The organism is Saccharothrix sp. NRRL B-16348, from assembly GCF_001280085.1.
Taxonomy (GTDB): Bacteria; Actinomycetota; Actinomycetes; order Mycobacteriales; family Pseudonocardiaceae; genus Actinosynnema.
Map to the genome: position 1 here is coordinate 1 of NZ_LGED01000258.1, position 16,613 is coordinate 16,613.

The 16,613-nt window shown below is 73.6% G+C and carries 13 protein-coding genes and 1 pseudogene; 4 read left to right on the forward strand and 10 right to left on the reverse strand.

What is annotated here, in order from left to right; translation table 11 throughout:
- Nucleotides 1-1,851 (forward strand): rhamnogalacturonan lyase (locus ADK67_RS42685; RefSeq protein WP_053722314.1); only part of this gene is annotated, 1,851 nt, incomplete at its 5' end.
- A 71-nt stretch (nucleotides 1,852-1,922) separates the two neighbouring features.
- Nucleotides 1,923-2,066: a hypothetical protein gene (locus tag ADK67_RS51855; RefSeq protein WP_157621557.1), complete on the forward strand. Its 144-nt coding sequence runs from the start codon at nucleotides 1,923-1,925 to the stop codon at nucleotides 2,064-2,066.
- A gap of 3 nt (nucleotides 2,067-2,069) precedes the next feature.
- On the opposite strand, the gene surE is transcribed toward ADK67_RS51855, so the two are convergent.
- The 7 genes and pseudogenes from surE to ADK67_RS42720 form a co-directional block, all read right to left on the reverse strand.
- On the reverse strand, nucleotides 2,070-2,825 hold the full coding sequence (surE, locus tag ADK67_RS42690) for a 5'/3'-nucleotidase SurE (RefSeq protein WP_053722315.1): 756 nt from the start codon (nucleotides 2,823-2,825) through the stop codon (nucleotides 2,070-2,072).
- Nucleotides 2,822-3,742, reverse strand: coding sequence for a PfkB family carbohydrate kinase (locus ADK67_RS42695; RefSeq protein WP_053722316.1), 921 nt, complete (start codon nucleotides 3,740-3,742; stop codon nucleotides 2,822-2,824). The genes surE and ADK67_RS42695 overlap by 4 nt, the downstream gene beginning before the upstream one ends.
- Before the next feature lie 39 nt (nucleotides 3,743-3,781).
- On the reverse strand, nucleotides 3,782-4,840 hold the full coding sequence (locus ADK67_RS54365) for a hypothetical protein (protein ID WP_053722317.1): 1,059 nt from the start codon (nucleotides 4,838-4,840) through the stop codon (nucleotides 3,782-3,784).
- Between the two features lie 274 nt (nucleotides 4,841-5,114).
- A pseudogene (locus tag ADK67_RS54940) lies at nucleotides 5,115-5,402 on the reverse strand (RNA polymerase sigma factor); the annotation flags it as partial.
- Between the two features lie 90 nt (nucleotides 5,403-5,492).
- A complete protein-coding gene (locus ADK67_RS42710) occupies nucleotides 5,493-6,764 on the reverse strand; it encodes a M1 family metallopeptidase (RefSeq protein WP_053722319.1) in 1,272 nt (423 codons plus the stop codon).
- Nucleotides 6,761-10,564, reverse strand: a complete 3,804-nt coding sequence (locus ADK67_RS42715; protein ID WP_053722320.1) for a Pls/PosA family non-ribosomal peptide synthetase — start codon at nucleotides 10,562-10,564, stop codon at nucleotides 6,761-6,763. The genes ADK67_RS42710 and ADK67_RS42715 overlap by 4 nt, the downstream gene beginning before the upstream one ends.
- A gap of 149 nt (nucleotides 10,565-10,713) precedes the next feature.
- The gene (locus ADK67_RS42720; RefSeq protein WP_053722321.1) at nucleotides 10,714-11,760 is read right to left on the reverse strand and encodes an LLM class flavin-dependent oxidoreductase; all 1,047 of its coding nucleotides are present in this window, start codon (nucleotides 11,758-11,760) and stop codon (nucleotides 10,714-10,716) included.
- Between the two features lie 74 nt (nucleotides 11,761-11,834).
- Between ADK67_RS42720 and ADK67_RS42725 the strand changes: the two genes are divergently transcribed.
- Nucleotides 11,835-12,296: a MarR family winged helix-turn-helix transcriptional regulator gene (locus tag ADK67_RS42725; protein WP_053722322.1), complete on the forward strand. Its 462-nt coding sequence runs from the start codon at nucleotides 11,835-11,837 to the stop codon at nucleotides 12,294-12,296.
- 328 nt (nucleotides 12,297-12,624) lie between these two features.
- Nucleotides 12,625-13,866, forward strand: a complete 1,242-nt coding sequence (locus ADK67_RS42730) for a cytochrome P450 (RefSeq protein ID WP_053722323.1) — start codon at nucleotides 12,625-12,627, stop codon at nucleotides 13,864-13,866.
- A gap of 4 nt (nucleotides 13,867-13,870) precedes the next feature.
- On the opposite strand, the gene ADK67_RS42735 is transcribed toward ADK67_RS42730, so the two are convergent.
- Genes ADK67_RS42735 through ADK67_RS42745 form a run of 3 tightly spaced genes read right to left on the reverse strand, consistent with a single transcriptional unit; the run spans nucleotide 13,871 to nucleotide 16,508 of the window.
- Nucleotides 13,871-14,530, reverse strand: coding sequence for a response regulator (locus ADK67_RS42735; protein ID WP_053722324.1), 660 nt, complete (start codon nucleotides 14,528-14,530; stop codon nucleotides 13,871-13,873).
- The gene (locus ADK67_RS42740) at nucleotides 14,527-15,675 is read right to left on the reverse strand and encodes a sensor histidine kinase (protein WP_053722325.1); all 1,149 of its coding nucleotides are present in this window, start codon (nucleotides 15,673-15,675) and stop codon (nucleotides 14,527-14,529) included. The genes ADK67_RS42735 and ADK67_RS42740 overlap by 4 nt, the downstream gene beginning before the upstream one ends.
- Nucleotides 15,672-16,508, reverse strand: coding sequence for a CPBP family intramembrane glutamic endopeptidase (locus ADK67_RS42745; protein WP_053722326.1), 837 nt, complete (start codon nucleotides 16,506-16,508; stop codon nucleotides 15,672-15,674). The genes ADK67_RS42740 and ADK67_RS42745 overlap by 4 nt, the downstream gene beginning before the upstream one ends.
- Nucleotides 16,509-16,613: the final 105 nt, after the last annotated feature.

Below are 16,613 nucleotides of genomic sequence, written 5' to 3' on the forward strand. Positions count from 1 at the left end.
GGCGTCGACCCCACGACGACGACAACCACCACGTCGACCACCACCACGACAACCACAACCACCACGACGACGACCACGACGCCCGGCCCCGGCCCGTCCGACCCGACGGGCCGCAAGCAGGTCGAGCGGCTGGACCGCGGTGTGATCAGCGTGCGGTCGGGCAGCGGCAACCTGGTCAGCTGGCGGCTGCTCGGCGGTGACCCGCAGAACGTGGCGTTCAACGTCTACCGGGGCGCGACGAAGGTCAACGCCTCGCCCATCACGGCCTCCACGAACTACCTGGACAACGGCGCGGCGGCGGACGCCTCCTACACCGTGCGCGCCGTGGTGAACGGAGCCGAACAGCCGGCGTCCCCGGTGTCGCTGGCGTTCGGCTCCGGTTACCGGGACGTGCCGATCCAGTCGCCGGGCTCCACCTACGTCGCGAACGACGCGAGCGTGGGCGACCTGGACGGTGACGGCGACTACGAGTTCGTGCTCAAGTGGGATCCGGACAACGCCAAGGACAACTCGCAGTCGGGCGTGACCGGGAACGTCTTCATCGACGCCTACACCTTGCAGGGCACCCGGTTGTGGCGGATCGACCTGGGTCGGAACATCCGGGCGGGTGCGCATTACACGCAGTTCCAGGTGTACGACTTCGACGGTGACGGTCGGGCCGAGGTGGCGATGAAGACCGCGGACGGTACGCGGTCGGGCACCGGTCAGGTGATCGGGAACGCGTCGGCGGACCACCGCAACTCGTCCGGTTACATCCTCGCCGGGCCGGAGTTCCTGACCATGTTCGACGGTCGGACGGGTGCGGCGTTGTCGACGGTGAACTACGACCCGCCGCGCGGAACCGTGTCGTCGTGGGGTGACAGCTACGGCAACCGGGTGGACCGGTTCCTGGCGGGCACGGCGTACCTGGACGGCGCCCGGCCGTCGTTGATCATGGCGCGTGGGTACTACACGCGTGCGGTGGTCGCGGCGTGGGACTTCCGCAACGGGGCGTTGACGAAGCGGTGGACGTTCGACTCCAACGCCTCGGGCAACTCGGGGTACGCGGGGCAGGGCAACCACTCGTTGAGCATCGCCGACGTGGACCAGGACGGTCGGGACGAGATCGTCTACGGCGCGGCCACGATCGACGACAACGGTCGGGGTTTGTGGACCACGGGTCTCGGGCACGGCGACGCCGGGCACGTGGGCGATCTGGACCCGTCACGTCCGGGCCTGGAGTACTTCAAGGTCTCCGAGGACACGTCGAAGCCGGGTTCGTGGTTCGCCGACGCCCGCACCGGGCAACGGCTGTGGACCACCGCGTCGGGCAGCGACAACGGTCGTGGCGTGTCGGGTGACATCCACCCGGGCAGCCCCGGCGCGGAGTCGTGGTCGTCGGCGGACGCGAACCTGCGCAGCCCGAGCGGCACGAACGTCGGCCGCAAGCCGTCCTCGGCGAACTTCCTGATCTGGTGGGACGGCGACCCGTCGCGCGAGCTGCTCGACCAGACCCGGATCGACAAGTACGGCACCGGCGGCGACACCCGCCTGCTCACCGGCTCCAACGTGGCCTCCAACAACGGCACCAAGGCCACACCCGCGCTGAGCGCCGACCTGTTCGGTGACTGGCGCGAGGAAGTCGTCTGGCGCACCTCGGACAACTCCGCCCTGCGGATCTACTCCACCCCCAACCAGACCGACCGCCGGATCCCGACGCTGATGCACGACACCATGTACCGCGTCGCCATCGCGTGGCAGAACACGGCCTACAACCAGCCGCCGCACCCGAGCTTCCACATCGGGAACGGCATGGCTGACAACCACCCGCTGATCACGTTCCGTCGCCGTGGCCTACCTCACTCGGGGTAGGCCACCGGCTTTTCCGGGTGTGAATCCCTCGGTCAGTGGGTACCAACCCGGGGATCGAGGGAGGTCACACCATGGGCAAGCACAGACTCGGCCAGTCCGAGGGCCGTCAGTGGGGCGGTCCCGACCTGGTCAACGGCGCGGAGGACGCGTTGGGCCGGTCGGACGGCGAGCAGTCCGAGCAGCCCGCGGCGGAGCGCGTGGAGGACGACCGGTGACGGCTAGGACGACTCGAACGGGACCTCGACGGCCGGGTCCTCGCCGACCGAGCGCAACGGGGTGACGGTCGGTCGGCCCTCGGCCAGCAGCGCCGCGTCGGTGCCGGGCTCCAGGTCGTCCTCGACCAGGACGGCGGCGAGGCCGATCGTGCCGTCGTCGGTGTCCTTGATCCTGGTCCGGACGGTGCCGAACTCGGCGAGCGAGGCCCGCTTCGGCTCGCCCACCTCGGCCCGGTTGGGCACGTTCAGGTTGAGCACCGCGCCGGCCGGCAGGGCCGCGACCAGGTCGAACAACGTCGAAGCCACCGTGACCGCGGTGTCCCAGTGGTGCGGGAGGTCCAGCTCCAGCCCCACGTCCAGGGACACCGCCATGGCACGCGCGCCGTTGATGGCGGCGGTCAGGGCCGCGCCGACGGTGCCGGAGTGCAGCACCGCGCGGCCGACGTTCGCGCCGCGGTTCACGCCGGACAGCACGACGTCCGGCGGGTCGCCGAACGCGCCCTGGGACGCGACCAGCACGATGAAGGCGGGGTGCGCGGAGACCGCGTAACCCGGCACGTCCGCCAGTCCGGGCAGCTCACGCCGCTCGACTCGCACGTGCCGGTCGTCCTCGGCGGCGGTCAGGCCCGCGCTCGTGCCGCTGGACTCGCGGGCGGGCGCGGCGACCACGGTCGTCCAGCCGTGCGCCACCGCGCCGCGCGCCAGGGCGGCCAGCCCCGGCGAGTCGATGCCGTCGTCGTTGGTGATGAGCACCCTCATGCGTCCTCCCACGGGCGCAGCCGCACCCGGTCGACCAGTCCGCGCACCACGTCACCGCTGCCGGTGCCGAGCCCGTGCCGGGTCACGTTGACCGCGCCCGCCGCCGCGCCGAGCTTCAGCGACTCCTCCAGCGACCGGCCGAGCGCGAGGCCCGCGGCCAGTCCGGCGGTCATCGAGTCGCCGCCGCCCCGCGTGTCGACCGGACTCAGCTCGGGCACCTCCACCAGGTAGTGCGTGCCGTCGAGCCACGCCAGCGTCTCCTCGGCGGCCCGGGACACCACGACCGCGCTCGCGCCGGACTCGGCGACCCGCCGGCAGCCCTCGACCAGGTCGGGCAGCGAGTCGGAGGCGGCGAGCCCGTCCGACACCAGCTCCTCGTGGCTGACCTTCACCACCGCGGGCCCGCCCGCGAGCGCGGCGGCCAGCCGTTCGCCGGACAGGTCCACGACCACGCGGCAGCCGTTCCCGCCGAGGTCCTTGGCGAGGCGTTCGTAGACGGAGTCGGGCACCGGGGTGTCCTCCTCGGCGGGTCCGCTGAGCACGGCGACGCCCGCGTCCAGCGCCTCGATCAGCGTCATCTCGTACAGGTCGTCGAGCTCGTGGCGGGACAGCGCGTCGGCGGGCATCCGCACCACCTGGTCGCGGCCTCCGGCACGCCGGTCGTGCACGTAACCGCCGTTGCGGGCGGCGACGTCACGCGCCTTCAGCTCGACCCCGATCAGGTGCCGCAGCACCTGCCCGGTCTCACCGCCCAACGCCGAGCACAGCACCACCTCGGCGCCCAACGACTCGATCATGCGCGACATCCACACCCCTTGCCCTCCGGCGTGGATGTGGATGTCGGGCGTGCCATCCAGCTCTTCCACCGTCACCGTCAACTCAGGCGACGGCGCGAACACCGCTACTCGACCGGGCATAACGGTCACCTACCCGTTCTGCCGTGATCGAAGCACGGTTCAGTACCGGTGCGTGAGTTCCTCCAGCACGTTCCCGGACGCGTCCCGCGCGACGATCCGCAGCTCAGTGGTGGTGAACTCGATGCCGGGCAGGACCACCGAGCCCGCCACCGGTTCGGCCGTGACCTCCGGCCGGCCCGGGCTGACCGCGGTCACGCTCGCCACCCGCGCGTCGGTGACCTCCGCGATCACGGCTTCGGTCATCGACGTGCCGTACGTGGCCTCGCCGCCGGCCGTGTCGCCGAACCGGTCGAAGACCCGCACCCCGCGCAGGGTCGCGCCGGCCCACTGCGTGCCGTCGGGCCGCCGGAAGTCGTACACCGAGACGGTCCGGTTCTCCCGGCACAGCAGCAGCAGGTCCTCGTAGTGGCCCAGTTGGACGGACTCGGTCGCGGTGAGGTCGGCGGTCCGCCCCGCCCGCCACGCGGAGGGGTCGACGATCGGCTCGGGCTGGCCGGCGAGGCACTCGCCCAGCCTGCGTCCCTCGGCGCTCGCACGGTCCTCGGGCGTGACCGGCCGGTCGACCACCGCGGGGGACGGCGGTGGCGTGGCCAGGTCGAACCTCTGCACGAGCTCGGCCGAGGTGGTCACCTCCGGTTCGGCGACGACCCCGTCCGAGACGAGACCGGCGGGCATCAGGAACACCCGGCCGACTCGCGCCGCGAGGCCGCCCCGGTTCGGGTCCCGGGGTGCGACGAGCCGGAACGAACGGGGATCGACGTCGTTGAACCCCGCCATCGACCCGCCGGCCGTGGTGAACGCGATGGCGAGCGCACCGGGATCGGGCTGCGGCGACGACACGGTGACCGAAAGGGGCGTCGTCTCGCAGAACACGATCCCCGCAGGCGTCTCGAACGCCGTCAGGGCCACCCGGCGCCGGGACGCCGTGGCGATCGGGGTCCAGCGCTCGGCCGTGCTCGTCCCGGCCCGGCAGCGGTCCTCCGCGTCGTCCGCGGCGGAGCCCGTGCGCAGGTCGTAGAAGGAGGCCGGGTCCTGGTGGCGCAGTTCGGGGGTGCTCCGCCGGGATCGGTGCGGTCGCCGGGCCCGGGTCACCGCCATCGGTGAGCAGCACGGCCAGGGTCGTCGCGGCGACCACGGCCACCGCGGCGGCGACCTTCAGCGGAAGGCGACGCGGAGGAGGGGCGGCGAAGCCGGCTTGCAGGCGGGTGAGCGCGGCGGCGCGCACCCCGTCGGGCAGGCGGTCGACCGCGCGGACCACGCGGCGCAGGCGGCGTTCGGCGAAGTCGCCGTCCACGATGGCGTCGGCGTGGTCGCGTTCGGCGGACGTGCGGGACAGCCGTTGCCGCAACGCGGCCGGCCGTGCGCCGGCGCGGCGCTCGTCGCGGGCGAGCCGGGCCGTGACGGTGAACAGCCACGGCCGCGCGGAGTCGCGTGTCAGCACCGCTCGGCCACGGGTGCGCCAGGCGTTGAGGAACGCGGTCGACAGCAGGTCGTCGGCCTGCGCCCACGACGCCGTGAGCCGGTAGGCGTAGTTCCACACCGCCTCGGCGTGCCGCTGGAACAAGTCGGTGAACGCCGCGTGCGCCGCCGGCCCGTCGCCCGCGATGGCGTCCCACAGGTCGGCGTCCGACTCGGGAGGCGGACCGACCCCCCGGGACACCGCCCGGCGCCCCCACCCCGATCGACTCCGTCGAAGCTTCCGTCATGCCAGGGATGAGGCCGCCGGGCGGCGAGTGCTGCGTGTCCTGCGTCACACCGCGGGCAGGCGTGGCTCGGCCAGCCAGGCGCGGAAGAACGCGGTCAGCGGCTCAGGGGAGTGCCGCTGCGCCAGTGCCACGAAGTCGCCCGTCGTCGCGGTGCCGTGGCGGTGCGTGTCCGTCCATTCGCGGAGGACGCCGAAGAACGCCGCGTCACCCAGACGGGTCCGCAGCCCGTGCACGGTCAGCGCGCCCCGCTGGTAGACCCGGTCGTCGAACAGGTTCGCCACGCCGGGGTCGCCGATCCGGAGGTCCTGCGGCAGCCGGGCCAGGCGGGCGTGTGCCCGCGCGGCGTGCGCGTGGGCGGCGGGGCCGCCGGACCGCTCGGACCACAGCCACTCCGCGTAGCAGGCGAAACCCTCGTTCAGCCAGATGTCGCGCCAGTCGGCCAGGCCGACGCTGTTGCCGAACCACTGGTGCGCCAACTCGTGCGCGACCAGCCGCTCGTGCCCGCGCCGCCCGTCCACGTGGTTCGCGCCGAACACCGACATGCCCTGCGCCTCGACCGGCACCTCCAGCTCGTCGTCGGTCACCACGACCTGGTAGGTCCGGAACGGGTAGGGGCCGAACAGCTCCTCGAACACGGCCATCATCCGCGGCTGGCGGGCGAAGTCGTGCCGGGCGGCCCGGAGCAGCCGCGCGGGCGTGGCCACGTCCTGGCCCTCGGCCAGCGGCAGCCGTTCGTACAGGCCGATCTGCACCGACGCCAGGTAGGTCGCCATCGGCTCGGCCTGCTCGTAGACCCACGTCGTGCTGCTGCCGCCGGTGCGCCGGTCGACGGGCACCCCGTTCGCCAGCACCGTGTACGGCGACGGCGCGGTGACGGCGACGCGGTAGGTCGCCTTGTCCCGCACCAGGTCGTTGCACGGGAACCAGGACGGCGCGCCGATCGGCTGGCTCGCCACCAGCGCGCCGTCGGCGAGCTGGTCCCAGCCCAGCTCGCCCCAGTGCCGGGAGCGGACCGGGCGGGCGACCCCCGAGTACCGCACCTCGACGGTGAACGGTCCGTCGACCGGCCGTGCGGGTCGGACGCGCAGCTTGCCGCCGCCGTGGACGTGCCGCGCGGGTCGGCCGTCCACCAGCACCCGGTTCACGGTCAGCGTGCCGAAGTCCAGCACCACCCGCGCGCACGGTCCGGCCGCGACGGCGGACAGCGTCGCCCGCCCGGCCAGCCGCCCGGTGTGCGGCTTGTAGTCCAGCTCCAGGTCGTAGTGCGCGACCCGGTAGCCGCCGTCGCCGTGGTCGGGCAGGTACGGGCCGGTCATCGCCAGGCGGAGATCGGGTTGCCCAGCCAGCGCGTGCCCTCGGGCACGTGCTCGCCGCGCATCACCAACGACGCCGGGCCCACGGTCGCGTGCGCCCCGACCGTCGCGCCCGGCAGCACGATCCCGTGCGGGCCGAGCGTGGCCCCGTCCGCCAACTCCACCTCGTCCATGCGGAGGATCCGATCATGGAACAGGTGGGTCTGCACCACGCACCCCCGGTTCACGGTCGCGCCGTCGCCCAGCCGCACCAGGTCCGACTCGGGGAACCAGTACGACTCGACCCACGTGCCGCGCCCGATCCGCGCGCCCAGCGACCGCAGCCACACCGCCATCACCGGCGACCCGCCGGCCCGACCGACCAGCCACGGCACCGCCAGCACCTCGACGAACGTGTCCGCCAGCTCGTTGCGCCACACGAACCCGCTCCACAGCGGGTGCTCCCGCGCCCGGAACCGGCCCACCAGCAGCCACTTCGCCGCCGCCGACACCGCGCACGCCGGCACGCCCGCCGCGAGCAGCACCGGCCCGGCCAGCAGCGGCCACGCCCAGGACGACATCACCGCCCGCAGGGTGAACAGCACGCCGACGACCAGCGCCACGTGGCACATCACCGGCACGATCCGGCACAGCTCGACCAGCGCGCGTGCCACGACCAGCCGTCGCGGCGGGTCGAACGTGCGGCTCTGGTCGCCGGACTCCACCGCGCGCGGCAGCTTCATCGGCGGCATCCCCAAGTACGAGCTGCCCGCCTTGGCGTGCTTCGGCGTCGAGGACAACACGCCGACGAGGCCGCGGTTCGGCACCGAACGGCCCGGCGCGGTCATGCCCGAGTTGCCCAGGAACGCCTGCTTGCCGACCCGTGCCGAGGCGATGCGCAACCAGCCGCCGCCCAGCTCGTAGGTGGCGACCATGGTGTCGTCGGCGAGGAACGCGCCGTCGCCGATCGTGGTCATCTTCGGCAGCGCGAGCACGGTCGACGCCTCGACCCGGCGGCCGACCTTCATCCCGAGGGCACGCAGCCACACCGGCGTGAGCAGGCTCGCGTACAGCGGGAACAGCACGACCCGGGCGGTGTTCATGAGCCGTTCGGTGGTCCACGCCTGCCAGGCGATCCGGCTGTGCACCGGGTAGGTCCCGGCCCGCAGCCCGAGGCCGAGCAGCCGCACGGACACGAGCACCAGCAGCGCGTACGAGCCCAGCCACGCCACCGTCGCCAACGGCACCGCGAGCAGCGCCGAGCCCGGCGTCAACGGCTCGCGCGCGATCAGCAGCACGGGCGCCACGGCCGCCGCCACCGGCAGCAGGCCCAGCGCCGACGTCGTCACCGCGTAGACGAGCCGCCACCACGTCGACCGCGGCGGGCGCGGACCCGGCCGGGCCGCCTTGCCGTGCCGTTGCGCCGGCACACCGGCCCAGCGCTGGCCGGTGGGCACGGAGCCGGTCACCCCCGAACCGGGCGCGACCTCCGCCCGCTTGCCGACCCGCGCGCCGGGGAACAGGGTGCTGCGGGCGCCGACCACCGCGCCCGCGCCGACCCGGAGGCGGCCGACGTGCAGCCGGTCGCCGTCCACCCAGTGCCCGGACAGGTCGACCTCGGGCTCGATCGCGCAGCCCTTGCCGAGCTTGAGCATGCCGGTCACCGGCGGCGCGGAGTGCAGGTCGACGTCCGGGCCGATCCGCACGCCCAGCGCGCGGGCGTAGTGCGTGAGCCAGGACCCGGCCAGGTCCGTCGCGCCGCTGAACTCGGCGAGCCGTTCGGCGGTCCACAGCCGCAGGTGCACGCCGCCGCCGCGCGGGTACGTGCCGGGGCGCAGGCCGCGCAGCAGCAGCCGCGCGCCACCCGCCGCGATCACGACCTTGCCGGGAGGGCTGACGAACGCCAGCCACCCCGCGGCGATCCACCACCACGACACCGGCGCGGTGAAGCCGACGACGGTGCCGACCGCGGCCAGCCCCACGGACCACCGCAGGCCGACCAGGCCCATCAACGGCACCAGCAGCAGCGACTGGAGCAGGCCGGTCCGCCGCGGCGTCGGCGCGATCTCGCGCGTGACGCCCTGGTGGCCGCCCAGCTCGTCCAGCCGCGCGGCCAGCGCGCGCAGCGTGGGGTGCTGGTAGACGTCGTTGACCGAACCGCTGGGGTAGCGGGTCCGGATCGTGGAGACCAGCTGGGCCGCGGCGAGGCTGCCGCCGCCGTGGGCGAAGAAGTCCGCCTCGGGGCCGGCGACCCGGGAACCCAGCAGCTCCGACCACTGCTCGGCCAGCCACTGCTCGGTGGCGGTGAGCTGCCCGACCGGCGCCGCGGTGTCCAGGTCGGGCAGCGGCCACGGCAGCGCGGCCCGGTCGACCTTGCCGGACGTGCGGGTGGGCAGGGTGTCGACGACGGCGAGCAGGGGCACGAGCGCCGCGGGCAACGCGGTCCGCAGCCGGGCCAGCGCGTCGGCCTGGTCGAAGCCCTCGCCCGCGACCACGTACCCGACCAGCACCTGGTTGCCCGCCTTGGTGGCGCGCACGGCCGCGGCGGCGCCCGCGACGTCCGGCAGCGCCTGCAGCGCCGCGTCGACCTCGCCCAGCTCGATCCGCCGGCCACCCAGCTTGACCTGCTCGTCCGCCCGGCCGAGGAACAGCAGGCCCTCGGGCTCGGCGCGGACGAGGTCGCCGCTGCGGTAGGCGCGGTCCCAGCCCATCGCGGGCAGCGGCGCGAACTTCTCGGCGTCCTTGGCGGGGTCGAGGTAGCGGGCCAGGCCGACGCCGCCGATGACCAGCTCCCCGGACTCGCCCATGGGCACCGGGGTGCCGGTCGCGTCGACCACGACCAGTTCCCAGCCGTCCAGGGGCAGCCCGATCCGCACCGGGCCGTCACCGGTGAGCCGTGCCGCGCACGCCACGACGGTCGCCTCGGTCGGGCCGTAGGTGTTCCAGACCTCGCGGCCGTCGACGGCGAGCCGTTCGGCCAGCTCCGGCGGGCACGCCTCGCCGCCGAAGATGAGCAGGCGCACGTCGTCCAGCGCGTCCACCGGCCACAGCGCGGCCAGCGTCGGCACCGTCGACACGACGGTGACCTCGCGCTCGACCAGCCACGGTCCCAGGTCGAAACCCGTGCGGACCAGCGCGCGCGGCGCGGGGACCAGGCACGCGCCGTGCCGCCAGGCGAGCCACATCTCCTCGCACGAGGCGTCGAACGCGACGGACAGGCCCGCGAGCACGCGGTCGTCCGGGCCGATCGGGTCGTCCGGGAGGAACAGGCGGGCCTCGGCGTCCACGAACGCGGCGGCGGACCGGTGCGAGACCGCGACACCCTTCGGCTTGCCCGTGGAGCCGGACGTGAAGATGATCCACGCGTCGTCGTCCGGGCCGGGAGCGCCGACGAGCCCCATGGGCGTGCCGCGCATTTCGAGTTCCCCGGTGATGACCGCGCACACGCCGGCTTCGGTGAACACGAGTTCCGCGCGCTCGTCCGGGTCGTCGGCGTCGACGGGCACGTACGCCGCGCCGGCGGTGAGGACGGCCAGCACCGCCACGTACAGGTCGACGGTCCCGGACGGGACCCTGATGCCGACCCGGTCGCCGACACCGATGCCGGCCGCCGCCAGCTCACGGCTCCGCGCGTCGACCACGTCCAGGAGTTCCCGGTAGGTCAACGAGGTCGTGCCGTCGTCCAGCGCGGGGGAGTGCGGGTGCCGGCGCGCGGTGTCGGCGAGGATCGCGACGAGGGTGCGCTCAGGCGCGGCGACGCCGGCGCGGAACAGCGCCGGCGTGTCGGTCAGCGTGGGCAATGCGGTGTCGGGGGCGATGGTCACCGACGGGCACCGAGGGAACGAAGTCGCACTGTGAAGTCCTCCAAGAAAAGCCGACCTGCGACTTTACCGGGGATTCACCTGCCCGTCGCCCCCACGTGACCACGAGTGGGTGGTGTCACATCCTGTAACGACACCGGGTACGTGGTCTGTCACTCCACAGTGGACTCACCGAGTTCCTTGCGCACCAACGGCATCACCTCGGTGCCGAGCAGTTCGATCGCCTCCATCACGAGCTCGTGCGGCACGCCGGACCAGTCCATCTGCAGGGCGTAGCGGTCGGCGTTCACGAGCCTGCCCACCGAGATGAGGCGCTCCGCGACCTCCTCCGGGCTGCCCGCGAAGATCGACTGCGCGCCCCGCGTCCACGAGTCGTACTCCGCCCGCGACGGCACGGGCCAGCCCCGCGCCCGCGAGCCGTACTTCATCGTCTCCAGCCAGTACGGGTAGAACGCGTCCTTGGCGTCCTGTGACCGGCGTGCGACCAGGCCGATCGCGCTCATCGTCACGCTCAGCCCCTCGGGGTCCTGCCCGCCTGCCTCGCCCGCGCGCCGGTACAGGTCGACCAGCGGCGCGAACCGCTCCGGCTCGCCGCCGATGACCGCGTACACCACCGGCAACCCCAGCAGCCCGGCCCGGATCGACGACTCCGGGTTGCCGCCGGTGCCCACGGAGATCCGCAGCCGTGACCCGTACGGCTTCGGATAGACGTGCGCGTTCCGCAACGGGCTGCGGAACTTCCCGGTCCACGTGATCGGGTCTTCCCGGTCCAGCTTCAGCAGCAGCGCCAGCTTCTCCTCGAACAGCTCGTCGTAGTCCTCCAGGCTCGCGCCGAACAACGGGAACGACTCGGTGAACGACCCGCGCCCGGCCAGCAGCTCCGCCCGGCCCCGGCTGAGCTGGTCGAGCGTCGTGAACTGCTGGTACACCCGCACCGGGTCCTCGGTGCTGAGCACGGTGACCGCGCTGCTCAACGTGATCCGCGACGTGACGCTCGCGGCGGCGGCGAGGACCGTGCCGGGGTTCGAGATCGAGTAGTCCGCGAGGTGGTGCTCACCCAACCCGTAGAAGCCCAGCCCCAGCTCGTCGGCCAGCTTGATCCGCTCCAGCGTCTGCGCCAGCTTGTCCGCGACCGAGACCTGCTCACCCGTGATCGGGTCGCGGTGCCGGTCGCCGAAGCTGTAGACGCCGAGCTGCATTCCCTTTGTGGACACGTCAACAATCTACGCGGACATTGATGACACGTCAACATATTGTTGCTAGCGTGAGGTCCATGGGCGAACCCCGATGGCTGACCGAGCGGGAGGCGCGCGTGTGGCAGGCGTACCTGGCGGTCGGCCGCGAGCTGCACAGCGCGTTGGAGCGGCAGCTGGTGCGCGACTCGGGACTGTCCAACGCCGACTACGCGCTGCTCGTGCCGCTGTCGGAGGCCGCGGACGGTGTCGTGCGGTCACGGGAGCTGGGCGCGCTGGTCGGCTGGGAGCGCAGCAGGCTGTCCCACCAGATCGGGCGGATGGAGAAGCGCGGGCTGGTGACGCGGGAGGAGTGCGCCGAGGACGCGCGCGGCTCGATGGTGCGGCTCACGCCCGCCGGCCGTGCCGCGATCGAATCCGCCGCACCGGGGCACGTGGAGACCGTCCGGCGGTACGTGTTCGACGAGCTGTCGGCCGAGGAGGCGGACGTGCTGGACCGGGTGTTCCACCGCGTGCTGGACCGGATCGCCGCGGAAGCCTGACAGACCGCGGCGGACCTCAGGGGAAAAGGGGCCGCGCGGAGTGCGGCCCCTCCCCATCCCCCTTGGACGCCGGGCGGTGACCAACGCGGCTGACCCGCCCGACGGGCGTTCGGCCGTCGGGGTGCCGAACGCCCCTCAGCTTCGCCCACCCGTGCGGGACCCCGCATCAGCAAACCTCCGTATACACCTCCGTATCCGCGATGAGGCGGTCCCGTCCACCGATCTCCGTACGCTGTCATCGGGAATACGGAGAGCGGTGGATGCGCGGCCTACGGCGCTCACACGAAAGTGGACGCCGCAGAACCCAGACGCACCACGAGGAGACGACGTGCAGCTGACCGCGGAGTTCGCCCCGGACCGACAGGCCCTCGTCGGCGGCCCACTGCGCGGATGGCAACACCACGCCCACGAGGACGCGCTGGCCCGCCGCGGCCCCGTGCACCCCGCGGAGCTGCCCAACGGCCTGGAAGTCCTGGTCACCACCATGGGCCTGGAGGCGACCCGCGTGCTGCTGGGCGACGACCGGCTGGCCAAGGACGCCGCCGGGCTGCGCGCCGCGATGCAGGACCAGTTGGCGCGCAAGGGCAGGCCGACCGACCTGTCGCGGATCATCGGCCCGTCGATGCTCAACACCGACCCGCCGCACCACCGCAGGCTGCGCGCGCTCGTGTCGCAGGCGTTCACGGTGCGCCGCATCAACGCCCTGCAGCCGGCGGTGGAGAAGACCGCGCGGGAGATGGTCGCCGCGCTGCCGAACGACGCCGACCTGATCGAGGGCCTGGCGTTCCCGCTGCCGCTCGCGGTGATCTGCGACCTGCTCGGCGTGCCCGTCGAGGACCGCGACCAGCTGCACCACTGGACCGCGGCGATGATGACCGAACGGCCCGAGCTGGTCGTGCCCGCCTCCGACGCCATGTTCGGCTACCTGGCCGGCCTGATCGAGTACAAGCGGGACAAGCCGGACGACGCGCTGCTCAGCGGCCTCGTGCAGGCGCAGGTCGACGGCGAGCGGCTGACGCCGGAGGAGCTGCTGACCACCGCGATCCTGCTCGTCGTCGCGGGCCACGAGACGACGACCGGCCTCATCGGCAACGCCGCCGTCGCCCTGCTGTCCACGCCGGGCGCCTGGGACGCGCTGGACGACGACACCGTGGGCGCGGCGGTCGAGGAGGCGGCACGCTGGGATCCCCCGGTCCGCGTCACCCCGCACTACCGCGCCACGGCCGACATCGAGCTGTCCGGCGGCGTGATCCCGGAGGGCGCGGTGGTGATGATCGGCCTCGGCACGGCCGGCCGCGACCCGCTGGTGCACGGCCCGACCGCGGACCGGTTCGACCCGACGCGCGCCCCCGTGAACGGCAACGCGGCCCTGGGGCACGCGGCGTTCGGGCACGGCGTGCACTACTGCCTGGGCCACCACCTGGCGCGGATCGAGGCACGGGCGGCGCTCTCCGCGTTGCGGGCCCGCGCGCCGCGGGCCCGGCTCGCGGTGGACCCGACCGAGCTGGAGCGCGGCGACAAGGTCGTGCCCAACACGTTCGCCTCGGTGCCCGCGCTGCTGGAGCCGTGACCGGTCAGGTCACCAGGCCGCGGCGGTAGGCGTACACCACGGCCTGCACGCGGTCGCGCAGGTCGAGCTTGGTGAGGATGCGCGACACGTACGTCTTCACGGTCTCGTGGCTGATCACCAGCGTGGCGGCGATCTCGCTGTTGGAGAGGCCGTCGGCGATCAGGCGGAGCACCTCCAGCTCGCGCGGCGCCAGGGGCACGTCGCCCCTGGCGTCCTCGGCGGGCCGGATCCGCGTGGCGTACCGGCCGACGAGCTGTCGCGTCACCTCGGGGTCCAGCAGCGCCGCCCCGCTCGCGACGGTGCGGATCCCGTGCAGCAGCTGGGCGGGCGGCGCGTCCTTCAGCAGGAACCCGCCGGCCCCCGCGCGCAGCGCCTCGTACACGTACTCGTCGAGGTTGAACGTCGTCACCACGAGCACCTTGACGGGATCCGCCACGCCGGCGCCGGCCAGCAGGCGGGTGGCCTGGATGCCGTCGAGGACCGGCATCCGCACGTCCATCACGACCACGTCCGGGCGCAACCGGCCGGCGAGGTCGACGGCGGTCCGCCCGTCACCGCACTCGCCCACCACCTCCAGGTCGGGCTGGGCGTCGATGATCGTCGCGAACCCGGTGCGGATGAGCGCCTGGTCGTCGCAGACCAGGACCCGGAGCGGGGCGGTCACGACGGCCTGCCCGCGGGGATGCGGGCCTGGACGACGAAGCCGCCGCCCGGCCGCCGGCGCGCGTCGAACTGGCCGCCGAGCACGCCGACCCGTTCGCGCAGCCCGGTCAGGCCGCGCCCGCTCCCGCCGGGTGACCGCCCGTTCCCGCCCGCGCCTTCCGTGGTCACCTCCACGGTGATCTCTCCTGTCCCGTGCGTGACGTGGACGACGGTGGGGCTGCCGTGCGCGTGCTTGAGCGCGTTCGTCAGCGCCTCCTGCACGACCCGGTACGCCGCGGCCTCGGCGCTGCCGGTCGTCTCGGGCGGACTGCCCTCCTGGCTGAACTCGACCGGCTGGCCGGCCAGCCGGGTCCGCTCGACGAGGGCGCGCAGTTCGCCCACGCCGTGCGCGCCCGCGTCGTGGTCGGGGTTCAGGAGGTCGAGCAGGTGCCGCAGGTCGCCGATCGCGCGGCGGCCGGTGTCCGTGACGGCGGTCAGGGCCTGGTCGAGGCGGTCGGGGGCGGCGGTCAGGTACCGCGCGGCCTCGGCCTGCACGACCATGGCGGTCACGTGGTGGGTCACGACGTCGTGCAGCTCGCTCGCGATGCGCGTGCGCTCGGCGGCGCGGGTGGTCTCGGCGACGTGGCGGCGGCGTTCGACCTCGGCCACCCGCGACAACCGCAGCCACGACCCGACGCCCCACGCGATGGCCAGCGTGAGGTAGAACGTCACGAGCCCGACCACGCCCTCGCCCGGCGCGAGCCGTTCGACCGCGACCGCCAGCGGCACGTACGCCGCGGACAGCAGGGCGGCGGTGGTCCACCGGTGGCGTTCCAGGTGGGCGCCCGCGCTGATCAGCGCGATGGGGAGCGCGGTGCCCGCGACGGTGTGGTAGCCGCGGAGCTGGTCGACGGCGAAGCCGAGCGACACCAGGACGAGGCAGACGGCCGGCCACCGCCGGCGCACGGCCAGCGGCAGGGCTTCGAGCGCGATCACCACGACGGTCAGCGCGTCGAACGGGCGGTGCGGCAGGGCGCCGAGCTGCGTGCCGTAGTTGTTCAGCCCGGGCAGGAACGCGGTGGCGGCGACCAGCACGGCGAACGGGAGGTCCCGCACCACGACGTCGCACCGCCGCCACAGGTCCTGAACCGCGCGGACGTCGATCACCCGGCGAGCGTAGCGGTCGCCGGGGCGCGGTCCGCGCGGCGGCGTCGCGGGACGATGTTCCCGCGACGGCGGGCCAGCCACAGGAACACGACCGTCAGCGCCGCGCCGAACGCCACGGCGTACCCGCTCGCCTCGGGGCCGAACGCGCCGCCGGTGAGCAGGGTCGGGCCCGACAGCGTCGCGTCCAGCAGGCCGTCCGTCGTGTCGTTGCCCGAGACCTCGGCGGCGAAGATGCCGCCGAGCGCGAAGTTCCAGCCGAAGTGCAGCCCGATCGGCAGCCACAGGGTGCGGGTGGCGGCGTAGGCGGCGGCGAGCATGAAGCCCGCCTCGATCGCGATGGCGGTCGCGCCCCAGAGGCTCGCGTTCGGGTTGGGGATGTGCGCCAGGCCGAACACGACACCGCTCAGCAGCAGCGCGACCCACGTGCCGGTGCGCTCCTCGACGATCCGGAACAGGACGCCGCGGAAGAGCAGCTCCTCGGTCACGGCGGCGGCGGCCATGAACCCGAACAGCGCCACCATGCCCGTCGCCGAGCCGAACCCGGCGATCGAGTAGCCGCCGAGCCACGCGATGTTGGCGATGACCGACCCGCACATCAGGACGCCGATCAGCAGTCCCCGACCGGTCGCGGCGGCGGCTCCGCTCAAGGCCACCTCGACGGGCTCGCGGCGCTCGGTCCGCCGCACCACCCACGCGTAGGCGAGCACGGCGAGCACGGCCGTCGCCACACCGATCACCAGCGTGAGCCAGGGGTTCCCCTGCACGGCGCCGACGCCCTGGCTGCCGATCAGGGCGACCGCGGCGACGGTCAAGAGCTGCAGTACCACTCGCATGACGACTGTCCTCCGTCCGGTTCGCGACCGTTCGGCCGCGTGACCGGACGGACGCTACGGATCCGGCGGCCCCGGATCGTCACCGTGCGGTGGACAGCTGCGTGT